The sequence below is a fragment of the Pedobacter frigoris genome, from assembly GCF_005116445.1.
Classification (GTDB): Bacteria; Bacteroidota; Bacteroidia; order Sphingobacteriales; family Sphingobacteriaceae; genus Pedobacter; species Pedobacter frigoris.
The window spans coordinates 556,370-579,173 of the sequence record NZ_SWBQ01000002.1 but is presented as its reverse complement, the minus strand read 5'-3'; the positions used below and the strand labels follow the sequence as shown (position 1 = coordinate 579,173).

The 22,804-nt window shown below is 40.2% G+C and carries 19 protein-coding genes and 2 tRNA genes; 12 read left to right on the top strand and 9 right to left on the bottom strand.

Annotated elements, in window-relative coordinates; translation table 11 throughout:
* Positions 1–21: 21 nt before the first annotated feature.
* Positions 22–1,215: an enoyl-ACP reductase FabV gene (gene fabV, locus FA047_RS09005; RefSeq protein ID WP_136835639.1), complete on the bottom strand. Its 1,194-nt coding sequence runs from the start codon at positions 1,213–1,215 to the stop codon at positions 22–24.
* A 75-nt stretch (positions 1,216–1,290) separates the two neighbouring features.
* Positions 1,291–1,863, bottom strand: a complete 573-nt coding sequence (locus FA047_RS09000; RefSeq protein ID WP_136835638.1) for an acyl-CoA thioesterase — start codon at positions 1,861–1,863, stop codon at positions 1,291–1,293.
* Between the two features lie 269 nt (positions 1,864–2,132).
* On the opposite strand from FA047_RS09000, the gene FA047_RS08995 reads away from it, so the two are divergent.
* From FA047_RS08995 to rlmF, 5 genes are all read left to right on the top strand, one after another.
* Positions 2,133–2,567: a diacylglycerol kinase family protein gene (locus FA047_RS08995; protein ID WP_225872681.1), complete on the top strand. Its 435-nt coding sequence runs from the start codon at positions 2,133–2,135 to the stop codon at positions 2,565–2,567.
* 2 nt (positions 2,568–2,569) lie between these two features.
* Positions 2,570–3,295 carry a DNA repair protein RecO gene (gene recO / locus FA047_RS08990; RefSeq protein WP_136835637.1) on the top strand — a complete coding sequence of 242 codons (726 nt, stop codon included), beginning with the start codon at positions 2,570–2,572 and terminating at the stop codon, positions 3,293–3,295.
* Between the two features lie 104 nt (positions 3,296–3,399).
* Positions 3,400–3,477, top strand: a tRNA-Val gene (locus FA047_RS08985).
* 46 nt (positions 3,478–3,523) lie between these two features.
* A tRNA-Val gene (locus FA047_RS08980) sits at positions 3,524–3,598 on the top strand.
* A 35-nt stretch (positions 3,599–3,633) separates the two neighbouring features.
* Entirely contained in the window at positions 3,634–4,584 is a 951-nt protein-coding gene (gene rlmF, locus FA047_RS08975; protein ID WP_136835635.1) for a 23S rRNA (adenine(1618)-N(6))-methyltransferase RlmF, read from the top strand.
* Positions 4,585–4,611: 27 nt separating this feature from the next.
* Here rlmF and FA047_RS08970 read toward each other — a convergent pair whose 3' ends face one another.
* Together FA047_RS08970 and FA047_RS08965 are read right to left on the bottom strand one after the other, a co-directional pair.
* The gene (locus FA047_RS08970; protein WP_169304363.1) at positions 4,612–5,895 is read right to left on the bottom strand and encodes a DUF2130 domain-containing protein; all 1,284 of its coding nucleotides are present in this window, start codon (positions 5,893–5,895) and stop codon (positions 4,612–4,614) included.
* 14 nt (positions 5,896–5,909) lie between these two features.
* Positions 5,910–6,572 carry a metal-dependent transcriptional regulator gene (locus FA047_RS08965; protein ID WP_136835633.1) on the bottom strand — a complete coding sequence of 221 codons (663 nt, stop codon included), beginning with the start codon at positions 6,570–6,572 and terminating at the stop codon, positions 5,910–5,912.
* Positions 6,573–6,685: 113 nt separating this feature from the next.
* On the opposite strand from FA047_RS08965, the gene FA047_RS08960 reads away from it, so the two are divergent.
* Complete coding sequence (locus FA047_RS08960; protein WP_136835632.1) at positions 6,686–8,965, top strand: TonB-dependent receptor; 2,280 nt, start codon at positions 6,686–6,688, stop codon at positions 8,963–8,965.
* Between the two features lie 23 nt (positions 8,966–8,988).
* On the top strand, positions 8,989–10,131 hold the full coding sequence (locus FA047_RS08955; RefSeq protein ID WP_136835630.1) for a putative sensor domain DACNV-containing protein: 1,143 nt from the start codon (positions 8,989–8,991) through the stop codon (positions 10,129–10,131).
* Between the two features lie 2 nt (positions 10,132–10,133).
* Here the strand turns inward: FA047_RS08955 and FA047_RS20465 are convergent, their stop codons facing one another.
* On the bottom strand, positions 10,134–10,292 hold the full coding sequence (locus tag FA047_RS20465; protein WP_169304362.1) for a hypothetical protein: 159 nt from the start codon (positions 10,290–10,292) through the stop codon (positions 10,134–10,136).
* Between the two features lie 289 nt (positions 10,293–10,581).
* On the opposite strand from FA047_RS20465, the gene FA047_RS08950 reads away from it, so the two are divergent.
* Both FA047_RS08950 and FA047_RS08945 read left to right on the top strand, forming a co-directional pair.
* A complete protein-coding gene (locus FA047_RS08950) occupies positions 10,582–10,935 on the top strand; it encodes a PadR family transcriptional regulator (RefSeq protein ID WP_136835628.1) in 354 nt (117 codons plus the stop codon).
* Between the two features lie 4 nt (positions 10,936–10,939).
* Complete coding sequence (locus tag FA047_RS08945; protein ID WP_136835626.1) at positions 10,940–12,484, top strand: PspC domain-containing protein; 1,545 nt, start codon at positions 10,940–10,942, stop codon at positions 12,482–12,484.
* A gap of 43 nt (positions 12,485–12,527) precedes the next feature.
* On the opposite strand, the gene FA047_RS08940 is transcribed toward FA047_RS08945, so the two are convergent.
* Positions 12,528–15,251: a carboxypeptidase-like regulatory domain-containing protein gene (locus FA047_RS08940; RefSeq protein ID WP_136835625.1), complete on the bottom strand. Its 2,724-nt coding sequence runs from the start codon at positions 15,249–15,251 to the stop codon at positions 12,528–12,530.
* A gap of 171 nt (positions 15,252–15,422) precedes the next feature.
* Here FA047_RS08940 and FA047_RS08935 point away from each other — a divergent pair, with 171 nt between their 5' ends.
* Positions 15,423–16,409, top strand: a complete 987-nt coding sequence (locus tag FA047_RS08935; protein WP_169304361.1) for an outer membrane beta-barrel protein — start codon at positions 15,423–15,425, stop codon at positions 16,407–16,409.
* A 45-nt stretch (positions 16,410–16,454) separates the two neighbouring features.
* Here FA047_RS08935 and FA047_RS08930 read toward each other — a convergent pair whose 3' ends face one another.
* Positions 16,455–16,928: a copper resistance protein NlpE gene (locus tag FA047_RS08930; RefSeq protein WP_136835623.1), complete on the bottom strand. Its 474-nt coding sequence runs from the start codon at positions 16,926–16,928 to the stop codon at positions 16,455–16,457.
* 46 nt (positions 16,929–16,974) lie between these two features.
* Positions 16,975–17,574 carry a peptide-methionine (S)-S-oxide reductase MsrA gene (msrA, locus tag FA047_RS08925; RefSeq protein ID WP_136835622.1) on the bottom strand — a complete coding sequence of 200 codons (600 nt, stop codon included), beginning with the start codon at positions 17,572–17,574 and terminating at the stop codon, positions 16,975–16,977.
* A 255-nt stretch (positions 17,575–17,829) separates the two neighbouring features.
* Between msrA and FA047_RS08920 the strand changes: the two genes are divergently transcribed.
* Positions 17,830–18,795, top strand: a complete 966-nt coding sequence (locus FA047_RS08920) for an isopenicillin N synthase family dioxygenase (RefSeq protein WP_136835621.1) — start codon at positions 17,830–17,832, stop codon at positions 18,793–18,795.
* Between the two features lie 178 nt (positions 18,796–18,973).
* On the opposite strand, the gene FA047_RS08915 is transcribed toward FA047_RS08920, so the two are convergent.
* Positions 18,974–20,791, bottom strand: coding sequence for a serine hydrolase domain-containing protein (locus FA047_RS08915; protein ID WP_136835620.1), 1,818 nt, complete (start codon positions 20,789–20,791; stop codon positions 18,974–18,976).
* A gap of 140 nt (positions 20,792–20,931) precedes the next feature.
* Here FA047_RS08915 and mutL point away from each other — a divergent pair, with 140 nt between their 5' ends.
* On the top strand, positions 20,932–22,803 hold the full coding sequence (gene mutL, locus FA047_RS08910) for a DNA mismatch repair endonuclease MutL (RefSeq protein WP_136835619.1): 1,872 nt from the start codon (positions 20,932–20,934) through the stop codon (positions 22,801–22,803).
* The last annotated feature ends 1 nt before the right edge of the window (position 22,804 follow it).

Here is a 22,804-nt window from a genome sequence, read left to right as displayed (position 1 = left end):
CCCCTTTTTATATAGAGTCGATTAGGCCTGAAGTCCCGGGACTTCAACTACTTCGTTTACGTCTGCGTTATAATCAACTTTAGGTACTTCAAAGCCGAATAAGTTAAAGAAGTCTGTTTTGTAGCCTTCTAAATCTCCGATTGCCGGTAAGGTTTCTGTTGTCGCTTCTGCCCAAAGTGCAGTCACTTCATTTTGTACATCTTCCCTCATTTCCCAATCGTCAATTCTGATTCTTCCTTTTTCATCAACAGGAACGCCATTTTTAGCGTACAAATTATCTTTAAATAAGCGGCTGATCTGTTCGATACATCCTTCATGAATTCCTTTTGCTTTCATCACTTTGTAAAGTAATGAGATGTAAAGTGGGATCACGGGAATAGCAGAGCTGGCCTGAGTTACCAATGCTTTATTTACTGAAACATAAGCTTTTCCATTGATGTCTTTCAACTGATCAGTTATATCGAGAGCAGTGGCTTCAAGATGGTCTTTTGCACGACCTATGGTTCCTTTGCGGTATACCGGCTCTGTAAGCGCTGGTCCGATATAGGAATAAGCTACTGTCGTAGCTCCGGGAGCTAGCAAGTTCGCCTCTTTTAGAGCCGTTATCCACATCTCCCAATCTTCACCACCCATTACTGCGACAGTATTAGCAATTTCTTCTTCATTTGCAGGGTCTATTGAAACTGTAGAGACAATGCCTGTATGAAAATCAACTGTTTTATCACTGAAACTGCCTTCAATAGGTTTTAAAACTGAATTAAAAGTTTCACCTGTTGCGGGATGTGTTCTTCTTGGAGATGCGAGACTATAAATAACAAGATCTACTTGTCCAAGGTCTGCCTTGATCAGGTCGATTGTCTTTTGCTTGATCTCATTAGAAAAAGCGTCACCGTTAATACTTTTGGCATATAAACCTGCTTCATTTGCAAAAGTTTCAAATGCTGCAGTGTTATACCATCCCGGAGAAGCTGGCTTGCCCGGTGCAGATGGTTTTTCAAAGTATACTCCTATGGTTGATGCATTTGATCCAAATGCGCTTGTAATTCTTGAAGCTAAGCCAAATCCTGTGGATGCGCCGATTACCAATACCTTTTTGGGGCCATCTGTCAATCCCTGGGATTTTACGTAGTTGATCTGTGTCAGTACATTTTGTGCACATCCTTCAGGGTGTGATGTAAGGCATATAAAACCACGTGTTCTAGGACTAATAATCATAAATTGTTTGTGTTGTAGTTATACGAATAATATGTGAGTCAAAATTCTGACAAAGCTAGAACTTTTATTCAGAACTTAAGCAGAGATGATACAGCGCTCTCCTGAAAGCTCCTGCATACAAAGCTCGTTGTTTATAGGGACATTGATTTGTTCCACTTCTTTGCGGTAGTTTTCTTTAATTTCTTTTCGGGATTTTGCTTCGATAAAGCGTCTGATCTGATCGTTGGTTTCCAGTATCAGGCCAGGTACTTTTACCGTTTTGTTCTGTTCATCTTTCGCAACCATAGTGAAATAGCTGGTATTGGTATGTTTAACCTTGTTGGTCTTTACATTTTCAGAAATCACTCTGATCCCCACAACCAATGAGGTATTTCCTACATAGTTGATGGAAGCCATTAGTGAAACCAGTTCCCCAACCTCTACCGGTTCCAGGAAATTAACAGCATCTATGGACGCTGTAACACAGTAATTGCCGGCATGCTTTGCTGCACATACATAGGCAACTTTGTCCATTAATGATAATAAGATTCCTCCATGTATCTTTCCTCCAAAATTGGAGTAGGAAGGGATCATCAGTTCTGTAATGGTTGTTTGTGAAAAGCTTACTGGTTTATAAGATGCAGTTTCAGGTGTTTGGGTGCTGGTCATTGTAAATAAAATTAGCTGGTATGGTCGTGCTGACCTGCTATAAATCTAATGCAATAGTTTTTCTTATCCAAAGACTAATGGCGGACAAGTAAAGAAGAAGTTTTGTGCAATAAAAAAGCCTCTTAGGTTTCTGAAAGGCTTTTAGTGGGAGATACTGGGTTTCGAACCTTGTCCCTCCCGATGTGAAATCGGGATGTTATGACCTAGCTGAGTTAATCTCCCTTAGGAGCAAGTTTAAGTTTTTTGGCCTGTTATCAAAATTAAAGTGCATGAAATTAACAAATCAGCAACAGTCGATATTAACCATTGGATATATAAGAAAGCATGTCGTACTTTGTAATGGCAAAAATACGATCATGCAAAAATTCTTCAATAGCTTTAAGTATGCGTTTTCAGGGCTGCATTATGCATTTAAAACACAGTTTAACTTCAAGTTCCATACGGTAGCTGTTTTGGTTGCCGGGATTGCGGGCTGGATTTTAAAGCTTTCGACCGCTGAATGGCTTTGGGTCATAGCGGCGATTTCAACTGTACTAATATCAGAACTGCTGAATACCGCGATTGAGGTGCTGGTAGACCTTGTCTCGCCCAGCTATAATGAAAAGGCAAAAATCATTAAAGATGTATCAGCAGGAGCAGTACTCATCGCTGCGGTATTTGCTGTTGCCGTTGCTCTGATGATATTTATTCCCAAACTCGCCTGAGTATGCTGCATAAGACCAGGGGAATAGTACTGAAAACTACTTTATATAGCGAAAGCAGTGTGGTGGTGCAGATTTTTACCGAGAAATTCGGTATCCAGTCTTACATGATCAACGGGGTTAAAAAGCCAAGAGCTAAGATCAGTATGAACATGCTGCAGCCGCTTCATTTGGTAGATATGATTGTCTACCACAAAACAAATAGCAACATACAACGTGTATCTGAACTGAGACCTTCGCCGGTATTCAGTACCATACCTTATGATATCATAAAAAGCACGATGGTTATTTTTTTAAATGAAGTGTTGTATAAAAGCATCAGGCAGCAAACTACAGATGATAACCTTTTTCACTTTATCTTTAATGCAGTCTGCTGGTTAGATGCGCACAAGGCCGCAAACGTAAATTTCCACCTGTCCTTCTTATTGAAGTTGTCCAGATTTCTGGGTTTTGCGCCTAGTACTCAAACCAAAAGCGACCAGAGTTACTTTGATTTGCAGGAGGGGGAATTCAAATCAAATACTCCTGTTCATCCGCATTTTCTGGAAAAAACGGAAGCAATGCTTTTCATTTCCTTATTTGCAACTCCTTTTGAAAAAATTAATGAAATTAAAATTGATAACAACACCAGGCGAATCATTTTAGATAAAATACTGATTTACTATGCCTTACATACGGCTTCGTTTGGTGAAATAAAATCGCATCAGGTTCTTGAAGATGTACTTTCCTAAAATCTTATAAAAGTTTTTGGAGTTTTAATTTAGAGGTGTATATTTGCACTCCCCAATGTAAGGGGACATGACCGACTCAGTCAAATATAACGAGTAGAACCAAGGGGAGATTAGCTCAGCTGGTTCAGAGCACCTGCCTTACAAGCAGGGGGTCACTGGTTCGAACCCAGTATCTCCCACCAAAAAACAGCTTACTCTGCTGTTTTAAATTAAAAGAGTATAACCGAAGGGAGATTAGCTCAGCTGGTTCAGAGCACCTGCCTTACAAGCAGGGGGTCACTGGTTCGAACCCAGTATCTCCCACTAAAGACCACTTCAAAAGAGTGGTCTTTTTCATTATGTACGAAAAAACTGCCCTGCATCCAAGAAACAAGCACCGTTCAAGATATGATTTTCCTGAACTGATGAAAATGCTGCCACAGTTAAGAGATTTTCTAAAAGTGAATGCTTATGGAGACCAATCTGTTGATTTTTCTGATCCTGCTGCGGTTAAGACACTGAATAAAGCACTGCTTAAGTATTTTTATGAGATCTCTAATTGGGACATCCCTGATGGGTATTTATGTCCGCCAATTCCCGGTAGGGCAGATTACATCCATTACATTGCAGATTTATTGGCCCAAAGTAATGCTGGGATTGTTCCCAAAGGGAAATCAATAAAAGGACTTGATATCGGCATGGGTGCAAATTGTGTGTATCCGATCATTGGTCATCAGGAATATGGCTGGAGTTTCCTTGGTTCTGAGGTAGACATGGGTGCGGTTAAAGCGATAAAGGCAATTCTATCAGCAAACCCGCAACTCACAAATGCAGTGACATGCCGTCACCAGACCAATCCTGGTCATATATTTAATGGTATTGTTAAGTCAGGGGAAATTTATGATTTTACGCTATGTAATCCACCATTTCATGCATCGGCAGAAGAGGCACGTGCAGGGACACAGCGTAAACTTCAAAATCTTGGAAAGCAAAAAGGAAAGACTGTTACCTTAAATTTTGGCGGACAAAATAAGGAGCTTTGGTATGAGGGAGGCGAGGTTGGCTTTATCCGTAATATGATTGAGGAAAGCAACAGGATCAAAGATCAATGCTTCTGGTTTACGACGCTTGTTTCCAAGAGCAGCAACCTGCCTTTTATTTTTAATGCGCTTAAAAGAGTTGATCCCTACGAAGTAAAACAAATAGAGATGGCTCAGGGTCAAAAGATCAGCCGGTTTGTTGCCTGGACTTTCTTGTCGACTGAAAAGCAGCGGGAATGGGCGGCAAAAAGATGGAACGTTGAAAAATAAGCAAGGTGCTGGATCATAAGCGCTTGTTTAGTCTAAGAGCAGTGGATCGTCATCGTCAGTCAGGCTCAACTGAATGCTATCTGTTCCGGCAATTCCTTCAATAGACCCGCGAATATGGGCAGCATTTAACATTACTTTTTCCAGTTGTTTTTCCCTTGCTTTCCATAATTTTTCCATGGCATCACGTTCCCGCTGAATGGAAAGTTTCATGCTCATGAAGCCTTCCCTTATCGCTTTCCACTGTTCGGAAAATTCATTGCTCGTTAAATAATCATAAAGCATGTGCATTTTATCTCCGCGATTTTCCTGGGATTTAGATGCACTAAACAATTTCACAATACCGTCACGTAAGATGTAGGAAACGGCTTTTACTTCATCAAATGAGCAGATCCATACCCCGTCTCTTTCTCCAAAGCAATCCATCCCTTTTGGGTAACACTGCGTCACAATTACCGCTACGTCAACGCCCATACTGCGCATGTCCTTTTTCAATTTTTCTATCCATTCCATAGAAAAATCTTTTGTGCGCTTACTCTCATAGATGATTTTACCGCAGTCCTGGCCAAACTGGTTTCTGATGTGGTGGACACAATCTGCCCCCCGCACTCCCTTACCTACTTCTGTGATCAGATCGAAAGGAAAAGCATTGCGGAGTAATTCTTCTAATATGAGCTCCTGAACTTCTCCCTGCAATTGCATAGAGCCTTGTTCGGCTTTTCTTTTCATCTCTTCGGCCAGTTTTTTCTGGTCGTCGAGTTGTTTTTCCAGCTCTTTGACACGGAGTTGATGTTCAGTGTCTTTTATATTATTTTTTTCGGCCTCTTGCTTTCTGATCTGTTCGGTCATTTCAGCACGTTGCTCCTGAAGTTTTCTTTGAAGCTGCAATTCCAGTTCTGCTTCCTTGTCCTTCATAGCCTGCTCTTTTTTCAGAAAGTCCAATTCTTTGGCCCGTGCAAGTCTTAGTTTCTCTTCATTTTCTTTTTGCGCATTGTCCAGCATCTGCAGCTTATTTTCGAAATCTATAGAGATGCTTTTGCGCAGGCTTTCCTCTAATGTACTTTGAAGCTGTTTTTTTTCTTCTGCCAGCTTCTGCTCGTAGGCGAGTGCCTGCTGTTTCTGCTGTTGTTCAAAAGTAGCCTCCTGTTGTTTTTGCTGCACCAGAAACTCCTGTTGTTTCTTTGCGAATTCTTCTTCCTTCTGTTTTGTAAAAGATACCATCTTTTCCCTGAGGTCTTTTTTATATTCCTCGGCCATCACCTCTTCGATAGGGAAGGTATGCGCGCAATTAGGACATTTTATTTCTGTAGACATACTGCAAACTTAAATTAGCTTTGTACAAATAAACTCTCTGCAAACTTCATAGATATGCTCCTAGGCTCCTCGTTTTCTATCTGGATGCTCAATGAGCCGTCGAACGCTATTACTTCGATGACCTTCAAAGTAGTGCCTATGGTAATGTGCAATTTTTCAAGATACTGAAGAAATAGAGTGGAGGTATCTTTTACCGCGGCCACTTTACAAGTTTGTCCTGCTTTCATTTCAGAAAGCAAAGTTTTGGCTGTAGCTGGTATTTCTCCATTAGCTTTAGGAATAGGGTCTCCGTGAGGATCAAATTCCGGAAAACCCAGAAATTCTTCGAGCTTATCTACGAGTTTTGCCGATTGGATATGCTCCAGCTGTTCTGCGACTTCATGTACCTCATCCCAGCTAAAGTCAAGCTTTTCATAAAGGAAGGTTTCCCATAAACGATGCTTTCTTAAGATAGCAATCCCATTTTTCTTACCACTTTCAGTAAGTAAAATTTTGCCATATTTTTTGTAGGTCACTAAATCCTTCTCCTTTAGCTTTTTCAGCATGTCGGTAGCGGTTGCCGGCTTTACCCCCAGGTAAGCAGCCATTTCATTGGTTCCTGCCTCAGGTCTTTCTTCATTTTGAAAGCTTAGTTTCAATAATGCTTTTAGGTAGTTCTCTTCTGTATAAGATAGCATAATACAAAAATAGCTTTTATCTAAAACAAATAGCTAATAATAAATGTCAAATTATATTTGTTAGGTTAGTCTAACTTTCATAGTTTTGTGGTGTTGTTTTTAGAATTAGATAAATGAAAATACTCAAAACTATATTAGCCGTTACCCTCCTGTTTTTATGCATTTCAGTAAATGCGCAGACTTCGTCACTTAAGGGAACAATTGTGTCTGAAGGTATCCCCTTGTCGTCGGTAAGTGTTACGTTACAGAATACTGGTATTGCCGGCAAAACGGATACAGTTGGTAATTATACTTTTGAAAGAATGAAGCCCGGATCTTATAAGGTGCTGGTAACAGCAGTAGGTTTCAGAAGGCTGGTTAAGGCTACCACAATAACTGAAGGTCAAAACCAACTCGATTTTGACCTCAGTAACCTTCAGAATGATTTGGACGAAGTAGTGATTACCGGTACTTTAAAAGAGGTCAAGCGGCTTGAGAGCCCGGTGCCGGTCGAAGTTTATACCGCCGCCTATTTTAAGAAGAACCCTACACCCAATATCTTTGAGGCCCTTCAGAATGTGAATGGCGTGAGACCCCAGTTAAATTGCAATATTTGCAACACCGGAGATATACATATTAATGGTTTGGAAGGCCCATATACCATGATTCTAATTGACGGAATGCCCATAGTAAGTAGTTTATCTACAGTATACGGACTATCTGGAATCCCCAATTCACTGGTGGAACAAATGGAAATTGTTAAGGGGCCGGCATCTTCGTTGTACGGAAGTGAAGCTGTAGGAGGGTTGATTAATATCATTACGAAAAAGCCTCAAAATGCACCATTAATTTCAGCTGATCTTTTCTCTACTACATATGGAGAGTATAATGCCGACTTAGGCCTGAAATTCAACATAGGTAAGAAAGTTACGGCAACTACAGGGATTAACTATTTTAAATATGGAAGTCCCGTGGATCATAATCATGATAATTTTACAGATGTAACTTTACAGGATCGCATTTCGGTATTTCAAAAGTGGAATATAGAACGGAAGAGTAAAAGAGTTTTTACGCTTGGCGCCAGGTATCTGTATGAAGATCGATGGGGGGGTGAGATGCAGTGGAATAAGTCTTATAGGGGAGGAGACCAGGTATACGGAGAAAGCATCTATACCAGCAGATGGGAATTGATTGGAAATTATCAGTTGCCGGTTGAGGAAAAGCTATTTCTTGCGTTTTCTTATAACGATCATAGTCAGGATAGCCGGTATGGCACTACGTCCTATGTAGCTGAGCAGAAGATCGGCTTTACACAAATGACCTGGGACAAAAAACTTGGTAGTCATGATTTATTAGTTGGAGCAGCACTCAGGTATACCTTCTATGATGACAATACGCTTGCGACCGCTGTGCATAATCAGGGTATCGCCCGAAATACCTGGCTTCCAGGAATCTTCGTTCAGGATGAAATTACATTGGCAGACCGGCATAAGTTCCTTGCAGGATTTAGATATGATTACAATTCCGTACATGGCCATATTTTTACTCCAAGATTCGCTTATAAGTGGAGCCTTAATGATAATAACATCCTTCGTTTAAATGCGGGGACAGGATTTAGGGTGGTTAATATTTTTACGGAAGATCATGCGGCGCTTACGGGTGCCCGGACGGTTGAAATCCCTAACGAGCTAAAGCCGGAAAAAACTTATAATGTAAACCTAAATTACCTGAAGAAAATTTACACCGATAACGGAACATTTTTAGGTATTGAAAGCTCTGCCTTTTACACCTATTTTAATAATCGTATTATAGGGGATTTTGATACAGACCCTAATAAAATTATTTATGATAACCTAAATGGTTATGCAGTCAGTAAAGGACTAAGTGCCAACTTCGACCTTACTTTTAAAAATGGTCTGAAAGTCATTGCAGGTGCTACTTATCAGGACGTTGCTACCTACGAAAACGGGAGTAAAATGCAGCAGATACTTACAGAAAAATTCTCGGGCAACTGGGCAATATCTTATAAACTGAAGCCTTTGAAGCTTGCCATCGATTATACCGGCAATATTTATAGTCGTATGAGGCTTCCTCTTTTAAGTAAGTTGGATCCGCGTAAAGAATTTTCGCCCGTATGGAGTATTCAGAATATTCAATTCACCTATTCAGGATTCAATAAATTTGAATTATACGGCGGGATTAAAAACCTGCTAAACTGGACGCCAAATAAGGGGAATCCTTTTATTATCGCCAGAGCTAATGATCCTTTTGATAAGAATGTTCAACTGGATCAAAATGGTCAGGTAATGGTCACAAATAACAATCCTTACGGACTAACATTTGATCCAAGTTATGTTTATGGCCCCAACCAGAGAATCAGGGGATTTTTTGGCGTTAGGTATACCATAAAATAAATTCAATACATTAACTTTATGGCATGATCTATCCATCTACCTATCAGGCAGCACGGCTCATTGCACCAAAAGTTGAGGCAATATTTGCTGCTCACCTTGCTGCTGCCCGTGATAAAGGTGAAGATGATCTGGCCCCCTTGCCTTCTGCACATATAGTAGAAGCTATTATTGATGCCACCTTTTGGGCTAGCTTGAGAAAAGAAGAAGGACATTCACCAAAAATATCACTTGCATTTCTTCCTCCCGAACAAGCCGGTAATCCGCTGCTTTTCAAGCAAAGGTTTCCTTTGAACCCTGGTACATTAACTAAGCTTGCTCCTGGCATAGAACGTGCAGGAATACATTTGGGGATATGGGAAGAAGATGGCGGACTCTACATCTGGGGAACTACTGTAAGTATCCCTAATTTTTGTTTTGTACTGGATGTATCTGAGCCTGCGCTTCTGGTGATTAAACACCGGAGAATTTATGGCTTTGGAAAATTTACAAACATAGCGGTTCTTAAAGGTGACCAGGTGAAAATGGTTGACGGACACAGTACTAACTTGCCTGACTGTCCACCTATACTTTTGTCCCTACTGGATCTCACAGCATTGTCCTATTGGAATGATTCTGTCAATGTGCTCATTCAAATAGCTGTGTCTATGAGGGCGCATGGAAGAGGCGGGACGCTGCTTGTCGTTCCTAATGAGACTAGTAATTGGTTACAGTCCATTATAAAGCCAATCCAGTATTCTATACAGCCCTCTTTCACAGGGTTGTCTAAATTATTACAGCAGGACAGGAAAGAAGCAAGCCAGATCTTCTGGCAAACTGCATTGAAAAGAGAAGTTGAGCATTTGGCAGGGTTAACTGCGGTTGATGGAGCTACTATAATCAGTAGTCAATACGAATTGCTTGCTTTTGGCGCAAAAATAGGAAGAGCGAAGGGTAAGGATAACATTGATGAACTTTCATTTTCAGAACCTATTGAAGGAGGCGAAGCGATAGTGATGCATCCTGCGAAAGTAGGAGGAACAAGACACCTGTCTGCCGCCCAGTTCATTCATGATCAGCGCGACGCCACCGCATTGGTTGCCTCGCAGGATGGTCATTTTACCATTTATACTTGGTCTGCGCTACAAGAAAGGGTGCAAGCACATAGAATCGATACTCTCCTGCTCTAAGGCTAAGAAAATACGATTGCACCTATAATCACGCTTAAAAAAATTACAACCATTACTACTCTGTCCGCATTGATCCATTGTGTCCTGGTAACCTCTTTTTGCTTTACCTCTTCTTTTTGCCTTGCAAACGCCTGGAGGACTGTAAGTGATTTGATTAACATAGGTAGATGTATTTTGTAGGTGCAATTAGATTAATACAAACAATAAGCCAAATGGAAGCCGAAATGTTAAAATGTGAATAACTTTCACTTTCTGTTGATTTCTCTTCACACAGCTGTATACATTTTGATCCAATTCAATCAAAGTAATTTGATTTTAACCGGTCATGTATGTTTTTACAGACAGCGGTTTAAAATTATTGTATTGATATTCAGGCCAATATGTATGTTTTTTGTTTTTATATAGTACTATGTATTGCATATTACTATATAAAACATATAACTTTGTATTATGATAGCAGAAAATACGCAAACCCAAATGCGGAAGGGCATACTAGAATATTGTGTGCTTCTGATTATATCAAGAGGTGAGATATATGCCTCAGATATTATCTCCGAACTTAAATCGGCCAGGTTACTTGTCGTGGAGGGGACATTATACCCTCTGTTAACCCGCTTAAAGAATAATGGATTACTGAGTTACAATTGGGTAGAATCTACTTCTGGCCCTCCCAGGAAGTATTATATACTCACTCTAGAGGGCAAATCCATATTAACTCAGCTTGATACAACCTGGCAGGAACTTTCCTATGCGATCAATACCTCAAAGAAAGTAGCCGACAATACTAACCCAAAAAATTCATAATCAAATGAAAAAGACACTCAACATAAATATTGGCAACTCTATCATTTATATCGAGGAGGATGCCTATGAAATGCTTACAGTTTATTTGAATGAAGTAAAACAGCATTTTGCAAAAAGTGCCGATGATTTTGAAATCGTTACTGACATAGAAAATCGCATTGCTGAAATGTTTGCCGAGAAACTTGAGGAACAGCAAAAACAGGTCGTTAACATTGAGGATGTAAGATATATCATTAGTCAGATGGGATCGGTTAAAGATTTCGAAACTTCTGAAGAAGAAAATCAAGACTCAGTTCATCAGGAACTACCAGCCTTCAATTCTGTAAAAAAATTATACAGGGATACTGACCGAGGTGTAGTAGCGGGTGTTTGTATCGGATTGAGCCACTATTTGAATGTAGATGTCATCTGGATCAGGCTTTTTGCATTCCTCAGCATTTTTTTAGCGGGTTCAGGCTTCATTGCCTATGCGGTGTTGTGGATTATGGTGCCAAGGGCCCAAACAAGAGCTGAGAAAATGGAAATGATGGGAGAGGAAACAAACCTTAAAGGGTTTGCAAACAGCCGGCACCAATTGGTAAGCCAGTCGCGAGGTTTTATCGGAGAATTTTTTCATGTAATCGGCAATTTTATTGAAAGTACAGGAAAGGTTATTTTTAAGATTATTGCTGCAATTATTGTATTTTTTGGTTCAATGTTTCTGCTTTTCATGATTGTTGCCCTTGCTGCTTTTCTAGGCTTCTGGGATTCTGATATGGTACATTATTTCCCAGTTAGTATTGTAAACGAAGAGTATTTGTCAAGTCTGACTTTTGCAGCATTCATCACTTTCAGTGTTCCTGTTTTAGCCTTGGTTTTATTCTCTATAAGGGTGGCTTTTAACGGGAAGCCAATTAACAAAACGCTGTCCTTTGGCTTATTGATCATATGGATTGTCGGTGTAGTAACAGGGATCTTTTATGTTGCCAAAATTTCCTCGGAATTTAAAGAAGGCGCCGAGTTTTCTCAGGTCGCTCCATTACAACCATTTAAGGAATATACCCTCCAAATAGATCGGACACGATTTTTTACCAAAGAAGATAGTCTTCAGTACAATATTGATGCGCAAAATTATAAAGGAAGAGCAATTCTTGAAGATCTTGACAATGAATTTGATAAGCCAAGGAATATCAGGTTGAACATAGAAAAAAGCGAGGATGGAAAGACCACACTTACTCAGAATTTTAAATCCAGGGGTAAAACTTTTGAAGTTGCTTTAAAGAGCGCACAACAAATCCACTACGGTTTTCTCCAGCAGGGTGCGGTACTCAATTTTAGTCCTGTTCTCTGGTTCCCTAAAAATGCCAGTTGGCGTGGGCAGGAAGTTGAACTAACTATAAAAATACCGGTTGGTACCAATGTTAAAATCAGTAAGGAATTTGGACGATACCTAACAGGCTATCGCTATTGGGATTGTGATCACGATCCAAACAGTGGATTTACAGAGTGGGTGATGACGGATGCCGGCTTTAAATGTAAATATGAATACGAGGAAAAAGAACCTGAATAAAAAGAGGGGCATTTAAGCCCCTCTTTTTATTTTTAATCTTTGATTATTTAACCGTATATCGATATACATACCTGGAAACATTTCCATTTTTATCTATACCTTCAATTACCGCACGATAAGCACCATTTCCATCGGCATTATAATATTCCAATGTAAGCGGCCCTGTAGCCGTAGTGGCAACATTAGGATTCCAATAGATGGTAGTACGCAGGTCATTAAAGTTATAAGTGTTGGCAGGATTTACATATTTGGGCAGATAAAATTCTCTTTGCTTGCTGAAGCCTTTGGGTCTTATCTTCAAGATGTTTGCTTCAGGCATCATCTTTTTTAATTCTTCAAGGCTGATTTTTGTTCCTTTGACAGGCTTTTTAGTGTTGATCACCAACACCCCATTGGTATTGTACATCCTGTTTACAGTACCCAGTTCGTCTTTCGGAAATACTTCTACAGATTCTACCTCCGTTGGTTGAACGCTCGTAAGTCCGAAGTAATCTATAGGAGTTCCGTTTAAGAAAATCTGAACAGGCACACGGCTGCCTGCCTGATAGTCCCTACTTACATAAAAATTGTTCTCAAAATAAGTCAATCCCATTGCCATTGTTTGCAGGCAAAGTGCCATTGAATTACAGCCCTTAAATCTTTCTCCTTCAATGAGCGTCCCAGAAATAGAACTCAATCCTGCCAGTGACGAATGGTCGGCATGACTCGGTCTTTTTACCTTTGTCTCAATTTTGACTTCCTTTAGGGTCCGCAGGAAATTATATTGCTTTTTGCTGTTATTAAGGTATGGCGCCAGTGCACTGTCGATATTAACGATTTCGTCAGGAGTGGATACGCCTTTAGTTAGCGGAGCTGCATTTTGGGGATCCATTACGATCATCAGATTAGATCCGTTTGCGCTATATTTTGCATTAATTACAACTTCTGATGAATCAGGAATAGTCAGATTAGGAAAAACAAACTTTCCGCTTGGGCTTGTCAATGTCTCCGCTGCATACCTTGAGCCGGTTACAGTTAGCCTTAATGCTCCCTTTCTTACGGGCATACCCGTACGATCTCTTAAAGTTCCGCTAAGACTCATGTCCTGCTCAGGTAAAATAGAAATTACCGGAAACTTTCCCGCCATAATGTCCTTGTAATTAAAGCGACGAAAACCCTGGGTTAGCATCAATACATCCAGGTCAGCTGTCTTTTTTTCACTTGGTTTGTTAAAATAATAATTGGGTTTTTCGATATATCCTTTTAGCTCGGAGGTTAATAAAAGTGAACTTAAGATGGTGATTTCATTATCTTCATCAACAGGTACTTTTTGAGCATCCGTAACTGAAATGGAATAATCGCCTTCTACAGGTGTCGTTGCAGTTTTTGCGGTGACGGTTAATTTTGCTTTTTGCTTCGGTTTATATGTAGGAAGGTCAGTCTTCAGTGTAACGCTTACATTATTTGCTGAAGGATTAAAAGTGAGTCGTTCACTAATAGGGTCGCCGGTTTCAGAAAACAAGGTTATCTGGGTAATCCCTGTCGGAAATTTATCTCTTGGGATTTTGGTCGTAGTCAGTTGCGTGCTCAATTTGGTTTTAGCTGCATAATAAATAACACCTCCATTCGAACCTATAATAAACAAAGTCTTGTTTTTATTAGCCGAAAAATAAAGATCATTGGCAATCATTTTCAGATTAATCGCTGTGGGGTCAGTATTGCTGATTTGTAAAGTGACGCCTGACGGTAATGCCTTTGGTAAATCAAAGCTCTTTGTAGAGCCGTCCTTAAAAATGATATTTGCTTTGTAGCTTTTAGCTTCATCCGCGGTTAAATAAAATGAACCCATACCCAAATGAGAGGATTCAAAAGTATTGAGAACAGCTCCACTGTTGTCAACAATGGTGCCCTTTAAATCTATTCCTAATCCGGAGGGATTAACTGCCTTAAAACCAATTCTGGAGGCAACACCACTAATGATTTCACCGCCTTCGGGGAAGAACTGCATGTCATGAGTTCCTTGCGGAGGTTTTATCTTAAATGATGAACTTACAACATCATTCTCCGCTATTGCCAATTCGGTAATCAATTCTCCATTTGTGATTGCTTCGCTTTTTTTCGAATCAATTTTTATCCTCAGGAATCCATTCTGGTCAGTTGTCCCTTTCCCCCGGGTAACTACATCATAATTGGAAAGCATCCTCCAGTTGACCGTTTTATTGGTCTGAACCATATTGTCCCTGTTTCTGAACTGAACCACGGCGTCTATTGTCTGGTTTTTATCCGTTTGGCTTGTCTTGAAGCTAAAGTGAGTAGTCAATTGTTTATCTATTGCCTCTCCAATTGGTATGGTCTTGCTAAAATAGTAAGCTTCGCCGAAATTTATCATCCAAAGCGTATACGCTTTGATGTAATAATTGCCTTGTAGATAGGTCCCTTGATTCAAAGGAATATTTCCTGTTGCCATTCCTTTTACAACTGGGATTTTGATGCTTTGTACCAAAGAGTCTTTACTATTCAGCACATCTACATATACAATTTTACTCAGCAGAGAGGGCAGATTTTGCTCCATTGTAAGGTAAGCCTTAAACCAAATTGTATCTGCTACACTGTAATAAGGTTTGTCAAAATGCAAATAAACCTTCTCTATTGGATGTTCTTCCGCCAGTTTTTTGCTCTTATCAAGAATGTTATTAAGAATTACGCTGTCTGGCTGCTGTCCAAAAGCAGAGATCTGAATAGTAATTGAAAGCAATATAAAAGCTATGATGAAGTTTGAAAATCTCATATCGCTAATATATTCATTTATGGATGGAGTCGGTCAATTGTAACGCATCTTTAACATTTTTTTACAAATGTTGCTACATAAAATGATCACGAAATATGACAAACTATTTTATCGGGTTCAGCGTTAATTATTATGCATGCATACAATGTGTGTCGCTAAATATAAATGACTATGAAAAACAAATTAATTCTATCTACAGCTTTATTAGCCGCTGCTTCTTTGACCACCTTAGCGCAAGAAAAAGGCTTCTACATTAAACCTACCGGAAGTTATTTTATGAAAGTGACCCCTGTCGAGTTCCCAGCTATAAATGGACAACTTGCCAGGGATAAGACGACAACCATAACCGGAACCGGCGCCTCGGCTACAACCTCTACTTCTGAGACTGCGTTGACCGGATCATTTGGTCAAGGTTTCCGGGCTGGTTTAGTTGGAGGCTACCAGTTCAATAATGTGATAGGTTTAGAGGTCGGACTGAACTATTTTTCCAGTGAAAAGCAGGATATGCTAAAACAAACAGTTATAAATAATGGGACGACCGCATTGAGTTTACATGCCGTTGGCCAGGTTAAGGCTTTTGATGTTGCGCCGGCATTGGTATTTCGTTTGCCAGGCAGTGGTAAATTTCAACCTTACAGTAAGATTGGTGTGATTGTTCCAGTTGGGGGCTACCTGGAAATAAATACCGCTATTAATGATCAAACTGGTCAGATTTCCGCCTCACAGGGTACAGTTTCTCCTCCGGGAACCAGAACTACATTGGTGCTGTCCAGAGAAGAACGCATCAATCCGAAGGCTACTGTTGGTTTTCAGAGTGCATTAGGATTTGATTATAAAATCGGTAATGTTGTAAGCTTGTTCTCTGAATTGGAATATAGAAACATCTCTGTTGGCGGAAAAGACAAAGAGTTAAGGAAATACGATGGAACAGCGACTGTAGTGGTCAATGCCACAAATACACCGGCAGGATCTAAAACACTTACACTGGCTGATCAGCCGACAGGCGATAAGGAGGTGAACTATCATAAAACAATAACCAGTTCAATGAATGTGAAGGGGCAGGCAAATTATGATGCTTCCAAGCCGTCTGATGATTTAAGGTCGTATATTAATATCGGTGGCCTTGGGCTGAATGTGGGGATTAAGATTGGCATTTAAATAAAAAGGGGGCAATTGCCCCCTTTTTATTTTTTTCTTTTCTTATTACTTCTTAAGGACGTATTTATCCGATAATGCCCCGGTGATTTTCTTACCATCTATATCAAGCTGAGTTAAGGTATTCTCACCTACAAAAAATTTTGAATGGCGGTCCTTAACATCATTTAAAACAATTACAGAGCCAGTTTTGTCCCAGCTAAAACTTCCGTTTTCCTGAAATACTTTGGTGTCTTTTCCAAGGTACTTTGCTTTTATGATATAGGTAGCATCATTATTTAATGTGATTTCAGTTTCTATCCCCTCACAATCTGCACACGGGGTCGTTCCCTTGTAAGAGCCGGCCCAGTCGAGAGAATTTTGAGCATTGTGGTCATCTGCGATTAGCGTCGAGTCCTCCTGAATTGTATCTGATTCAATAGGTGATACTGTATCTATGCTTACTGTGACTGTTTTTGTATCTACATTACAACTCCACAAAGCTACAGATACGAGTGCGAGCGCCAAAATTTGTTTTTTCATCGTTATATTTTTAGGTATCGAATGCCCACACAAATAGTGCCTGATTTTAGTGTTTCAGTTTTGCTTTAAATACCTTTTCCAGTTTTTCCATTTTGGGTAGAATTACCAGACGGCAGTATGGTTGGTTGCCATTGTTGTTGAAATAATCCTGGTGGTAATTATCGGCAACATAAAAAGTCGACGACTTATCAATTTGTGTGACTACAGGTTTGTCAAAAGCTCTGGTATCATTTAACTCTTTTTTGTAGGCTTCTGCAAGTTGCTTTTGCTGATCAGTATTGTAAAAGACCACCGAGCGGTATTGTGTGCCTACATCTGCACCCTGACGGTTAAGTGTGGTTGGGTCATGGCTTTTCCAAAATACCTCAAGTAACTCCTCATACTTTATTTTCGAAGGGTCATAAGTAACTTCAATAACTTCGGCATGACCAGTTGTGCCTGTACAGACATCTTCATAAGAAGGGTTGTCTACGTGTCCGCCCTCATATCCTGATCTTACTTTTGTGACACCATCCAGTCTTTCAAAAAGTGCTTCAGAGCACCAGAAACAGCCCATGCCAAAAGTTGCTTTTTCCAGTTTTTTTGATTGTGCATCAGCACTGTTGAGCGATAATAATATAAGGGCCATAATTGAAATATATTTCATGATTTCTATTGTTTATGCAAATGGAGAATCATTTGTCTCGTAAAATTACGTAACGCTCAGAGATATAGTTTGGTTGAAAATTAGATGATTCCCTAACTTTACAATTGACTGATAATCCAAATTTAACCTCTGGTATTTGTGAATAACTTAAATTAGTTATTTGCAATTTGTTAAACAACATAAGCTTTTATATTTAATGTTTATTAACAATAGTTTCTTAAATTTATCTAGTTATTAATCATAAAAATACATCAAATGGCGACACCATATATCCCTAGTTTAGATTTGGGTTCATACATCAATGGAGATGATGAACAACGTAAAAAGTTCTCTGAAGAACTTGGGCGTGCATTCAATGATTCTGGTTTTGTGACCATAACCAATCATGGTGTAAGTCAGGAACTGATCGATAAGCTTTATAAGAATATACAAGCAGTATTTAATTTATCTCCGGATCAAAAGAAAAAATATGAGAAGGTTGAACTCGCCGGACAAAGGGGATACACAAGTCCGGGTAAGGAGACTGCAAAGGGAGCAAAAACAGCTGATTTAAAGGAATTCTGGCAAATAGGACAGGAGGTGATGGATGGTGATCCAATTAAAAGCCAATATCCTGACAATGAGTTTTTAGAGGAAATCCCTGAGTTTAATGAAGTAACCAGAGAGATTTATCAACGTCTGGAAGCTAACGGTAAGCATCTACTGAGGGCAATTGCTTCTTATCTTGATCTTCCGGTTGATTATTTTGATCAGCACGTACACAACGGAAATTCTATATTAAGAGGTATTCATTATTTTCCTATTCAGGATCCTGATTCCCTACCTGATGATGCCGTGCGAGCCGGAGCTCATGAAGACATTAACCTAATTACTTTGCTGATTGGTGCAAGTGCTGATGGACTGGAGGTGCTTACCCGAAGTAATGAATGGTTGCCAATCAAAGCGGGACATACTGATATTGTAGTAAATGTTGGTGATATGTTGCAAAGGCTAACTAATAATAAATTGAAATCAACCACCCATAGAGTTGTAAACCCTCCGCGTGAACTGATGAAAACTTCACGCTTTTCTGTTCCATTCTTTTTACATCCACGGAGTGATATGGACTTGACATGTTTAGGGTCATGTATTGATTCTGAAAATCCAAAATTGTATACTGATATGACAGCTGGTGAATATCTTGATGAAAGATTGAGGGAGATCGGACTTAAAAAAATGTAAAGGAAAAATGCGTATGCCTTCCTTTAGGTATGCGCTCGCTTTTGCTGCGCTACAACTGGGCTTCTTCTGCGGTGCCGCTGGGGTATTGCTGGGCTCGTGATCCCAGCAATACCCCAGAAGGAGCGAAGCAACACCCCAGTTGATACGAACGCATGGCGAAAGCAGGGCAGCCTCTTTGTTATTTTATTCCGCTATCAATAGCCTTATTAATCACATCCTGTATTCTTCCCCTGATCTTCATATTGCCTAGTTTTTCACTAACAGTTGGATGAACCCGGTTCGATAAGAAGACATATACCAATCCTCTGGATGGATCAACCCAAACACAGGTTCCGGTATAACCTGTATGTCCATATGTTTGAGCTGAGGCCAGTTCAGATGGATACTTCTTGGTTAAGTCCGGATCCCACCTGTCAAAGCCAAGTCCTCTTCTGCTCACATTGGATTGTTTAGAAGTAAATGACTGTACGGTTTCAGGTTTAAAATACTGCTGTCCGCCATAGGTTCCTTTATTGAGGAGCATTTGGTAAATGATCGCTACGTCGTTAGCACTTCCAAATAGCCCGGCATGCCCGGATATGCCACCTGCAAGTGCAGCCCCCTGATCATGAACATAGCCCTCAAGTAATGTCTTTCTGAAATAAGTATCCTGTTCTGTGGGTACAATCTGATCCTTACTGAACCGGTTTCTCGGAAGAAAGCCTGCAGTTTGCATGCCCAGGGGTTTGTAAAAATTATCAGCAGCATATTGATTTAGAGGAATCCCACTGATGCGTTCCACGATGTCTTTCATGACGTACATGCTAATGTCGCTATATACATATTTCCCCCTGGTTTTGATAGGGGAGTTCAGCATTTTTGGCCACATGACATCCTTAAAGAAGTTTTTCCTAATGTAGTAATTGTCGGCAACCTTTGTCGGGTACACTGCACTGGAGTCTCTGCTATAATCTCCCGGTTTTACATAATCATGGAAAGGTATGAAAGGTATAAATCCTGCCTGATGAAGCATAACCTCACGCACTTTAATTTCATTCATAGGAGAGTTGCGTGCTTTAGGTATATAAGCTCCGATGCTGGTGTCCAGATTTAATTTGTTCTGCTCAACCAAGCGCATGACTACTGGAGTAGTGGCCGTCGTTTTTGTCACCGAAGCCAGATCAAATATATCAGTCAGCTTATCAGGGATGCCATTTACATAGGTATGATTTCCATATGCTTTATTGAAAATCACTTTTCCGTCTTTCGCCACCAGTACCACAATTCCAGGAGTTGCCTGTGCTTTAATTGCTTCATTCGCAATATTGTCTATGCCCTTCAGATTGTCGGCGTTTACATCCGCGTCTTCAGGTAATGTGTATTTTAGACGTGAAGCCGTAGTGCTGAAGCCAGAACCTGCGGTGTATTTTGGCGATAAATTGTTAGCCAGCTTTTTGCTGATCCCGATGCCTCCGAATATGATCTGTGGAATGACTGTAGCGGCCATTGGTGTATTCTGATCTGTCCATACAATTGGGGTCTTGATTGCATCCAAGGAGCCTAAAGTTCTGCCATCTCCAAAAACAGCCACAATTACCTCTTTATTGCGGGCGATATTTAAAATGAAATTGGTATTTCTCACATCATTCGCAGCGGCTGAAGGGATGCTCACTACAACAGTATTAAAATATTTAAGGTCATCCTCAAGATCGTTCAGTGTTGTTGAGTTTTGATAATCAACCGAAGAGAAAGAGGTGATCTTAGTGTATTTATTGAGCAGGCTGTCGAATACAGTTTGGTTACTGAAGCCCAGACTTACTGAAGCTATATTTTTTTTATCGAGATTCTTTAGAGGGACTATTTGCTCATGATTATTTAAAAGTACAGTATTGCTGGTAATGTTATTGACAACAGTAAGGATTTGTTCATTTTGCTTGTGTTCCTGTGCGCAGGCACTCCATGTAAATACGGCAATAAAACTAATGGTAATGATGCTTGCAAGGTTGTTTTTCTTCATATAATCTCTATCTCTGTATTGGGCTTGTTAGAACAACGTAAAATTAGGGTTTTTGATCTATGGATTTTTAAAGATATAAAAAGATAGTCCTTATTGAGGCTTATTTTGCCTAAATTAGCAGCCTTTACCAAGGAATATAGATGTCAGATATTATACAACTTTTACCCGATAGTGTTGCCAATCAAATTGCGGCAGGAGAGGTGGTGCAACGCCCCGCATCGGCAGTAAAAGAACTTTTGGAAAACGCCATAGATGCAGGTGCGAATAAAATTCAACTGATTATCAAAGATGCCGGTAAGGCATTGATTCAAGTGATAGACAATGGCTGCGGGATGAGTGTTACTGATGCGCGAATGTGTTTTGAACGCCACGCCACATCAAAAGTCCGCAAGGCAGAAGACCTATTCGCGATAAGGACCATGGGGTTCAGGGGAGAAGCAATGGCTTCTATTGCCGCGATAGCCCAGGTAGAAATGAAGACCCGCAGACACGAAGATGAAGTAGGTACACTCATCGAGATCGAAGGCGCGACTTTTATCAAACAGGAGCCCGTAGCTACCTCAGAAGGTACAAGCATTTCTATTAAAAATCTGTTTTACAATACACCGGCGAGAAGAAATTTTCTGAAAAGTAATCCGGCAGAAACGCGTCACATTATCGACGAATTTCAGAGAGTTGCAATGGCTCATCCTGGTATTGCATTTAGCTTGCACCATGACGGAGCAGAAATTTACAGGCTGCCATCTTCGCCATTGAAGCAGCGTATCGTTCATTTATTTGGCAATAACTACAATGAACGCCTGATCCCGGTTGAAGAAGAAACCACTATTATCAACTTAAAAGGTTTTATAGGCAAACCTGAGTTTGCCAAGAAAACAAGGGGCGAACAGTTCTTTTTTGTAAACAACCGTTACATTAAAGATGCTTACCTAAACCATGCCGTAAACAGGGCTTACGAAGAGTTGCTGGCAGACGATAATTTTCCTTTATATGTGCTGTTCATCGAAATTGATCCGGCAAAGATAGATGTGAATGTTCATCCTACTAAAACAGAGATCAAGTACCTGGATGAGAAATCTATTTATGCCATACTGCATTCCGCAGTTAAACGGTCACTGGGAAGATTCAATATTAGTCCGACAATAGATTTTGATCAGGAAACTGGATTTAGCAATATGATCACTCATAAAGCACCTGAGGAGATTGTGCCCCCAAGTATTAGCTTCAATCCTGATTTTAATCCCTTTGCGGATGAAAAATCTGCTTCTACCAGAGACGCTGCTTATGCAAGTTTCTCTAAAAATTATGGTGGCGGCGGAGGAGGAATGTCCCCAAGTACAAAGAACTGGGGTTCTCTTTACGAGATTGCGAAAGAAAGTCCGGCAGAACAATCGTCTCTTGATTTGCCTGAAACAAATACAGATGGCCAATTTGCTCCGGTACAGAAGCAACTGATGCAATTGCACAACAGGTATATCATTTCACAGATCAAATCAGGGTTGATGTTGATTGACCAGCAGGCAGCCCATGAACGGATCTTGTACGAAAGATTTATCCTGCATCTGGAAGACAGGAAGGGAGCTTCGCAGCAAAGTTTGTTCCCGCAGACAGTTACTTTGAGCCCAAATGACTACGAGCTTGCAAAAAGCCTGTTAGATGATATAAAAAGTTTGGGTTTTGAAGTAAGAGAATTCGGTAAAAATACGTTAGTGATAGAAGGGATTCCTGTAGATCTGGGAAGTAATAATATTAATGAAACACAGTTGTTTGAACACCTGATAGAGGGCTTTAAGAATTCTCAACAGGAGCTAAGACTGGATAAGCGTGATTCACTGGCCAGAAGCATGGCACGCAACAGTGCCATTAAAAGTGGTACGGTATTGGGACAGGCAGAAATGAATACCCTGATTGAACAGCTTTTTGCCTGTAAAACTCCTAACTTTAGCATTAGCGGCAGACCGGTAATACAAACGATAGGGTTGACAGAATTGGATAAGAAATTTGATAAATAGA

Bases quoted from the DNA above. Each gene is read 5' to 3' on its own strand.
- FA047_RS08930 (WP_136835623.1), bottom strand. From the start codon at position 16,928: ATGAAAAAACAAATTTTGGCGCTCGCACTCGTATCTGTAGCTTTGTGG.
- fabV (WP_136835639.1), bottom strand. From the start codon at position 1,215: ATGATTATTAGTCCTAGAACACGTGGTTTTATATGCCTTACATCACAC.
- FA047_RS08965 (WP_136835633.1), bottom strand. From the start codon at position 6,572: ATGCTATCTTATACAGAAGAGAACTACCTAAAAGCATTATTGAAACTA.
- msrA (WP_136835622.1), bottom strand. From the start codon at position 17,574: ATGAAATATATTTCAATTATGGCCCTTATATTATTATCGCTCAACAGT.
- FA047_RS09000 (WP_136835638.1), bottom strand. From the start codon at position 1,863: ATGACCAGCACCCAAACACCTGAAACTGCATCTTATAAACCAGTAAGC.
- FA047_RS08950 (WP_136835628.1), top strand. From the start codon at position 10,582: ATGATAGCAGAAAATACGCAAACCCAAATGCGGAAGGGCATACTAGAA.
- FA047_RS08970 (WP_169304363.1), bottom strand. From the start codon at position 5,895: ATGTCTACAGAAATAAAATGTCCTAATTGCGCGCATACCTTCCCTATC.
- FA047_RS08955 (WP_136835630.1), top strand. From the start codon at position 8,989: ATGATCTATCCATCTACCTATCAGGCAGCACGGCTCATTGCACCAAAA.
- FA047_RS08915 (WP_136835620.1), bottom strand. From the start codon at position 20,791: ATGAAGAAAAACAACCTTGCAAGCATCATTACCATTAGTTTTATTGCC.
- rlmF (WP_136835635.1), top strand. From the start codon at position 3,634: ATGTACGAAAAAACTGCCCTGCATCCAAGAAACAAGCACCGTTCAAGA.
- FA047_RS20465 (WP_169304362.1), bottom strand. From the start codon at position 10,292: ATGTTAATCAAATCACTTACAGTCCTCCAGGCGTTTGCAAGGCAAAAA.
- FA047_RS08945 (WP_136835626.1), top strand. From the start codon at position 10,940: ATGAAAAAGACACTCAACATAAATATTGGCAACTCTATCATTTATATC.
- FA047_RS08920 (WP_136835621.1), top strand. From the start codon at position 17,830: ATGGCGACACCATATATCCCTAGTTTAGATTTGGGTTCATACATCAAT.
- mutL (WP_136835619.1), top strand. From the start codon at position 20,932: ATGTCAGATATTATACAACTTTTACCCGATAGTGTTGCCAATCAAATT.
- FA047_RS08960 (WP_136835632.1), top strand. From the start codon at position 6,686: ATGAAAATACTCAAAACTATATTAGCCGTTACCCTCCTGTTTTTATGC.
- FA047_RS08940 (WP_136835625.1), bottom strand. From the start codon at position 15,251: ATGAGATTTTCAAACTTCATCATAGCTTTTATATTGCTTTCAATTACT.
- recO (WP_136835637.1), top strand. From the start codon at position 2,570: ATGCTGCATAAGACCAGGGGAATAGTACTGAAAACTACTTTATATAGC.
- FA047_RS08995 (WP_225872681.1), top strand. From the start codon at position 2,133: ATGAAATTAACAAATCAGCAACAGTCGATATTAACCATTGGATATATA.
- FA047_RS08935 (WP_169304361.1), top strand. From the start codon at position 15,423: ATGAAAAACAAATTAATTCTATCTACAGCTTTATTAGCCGCTGCTTCT.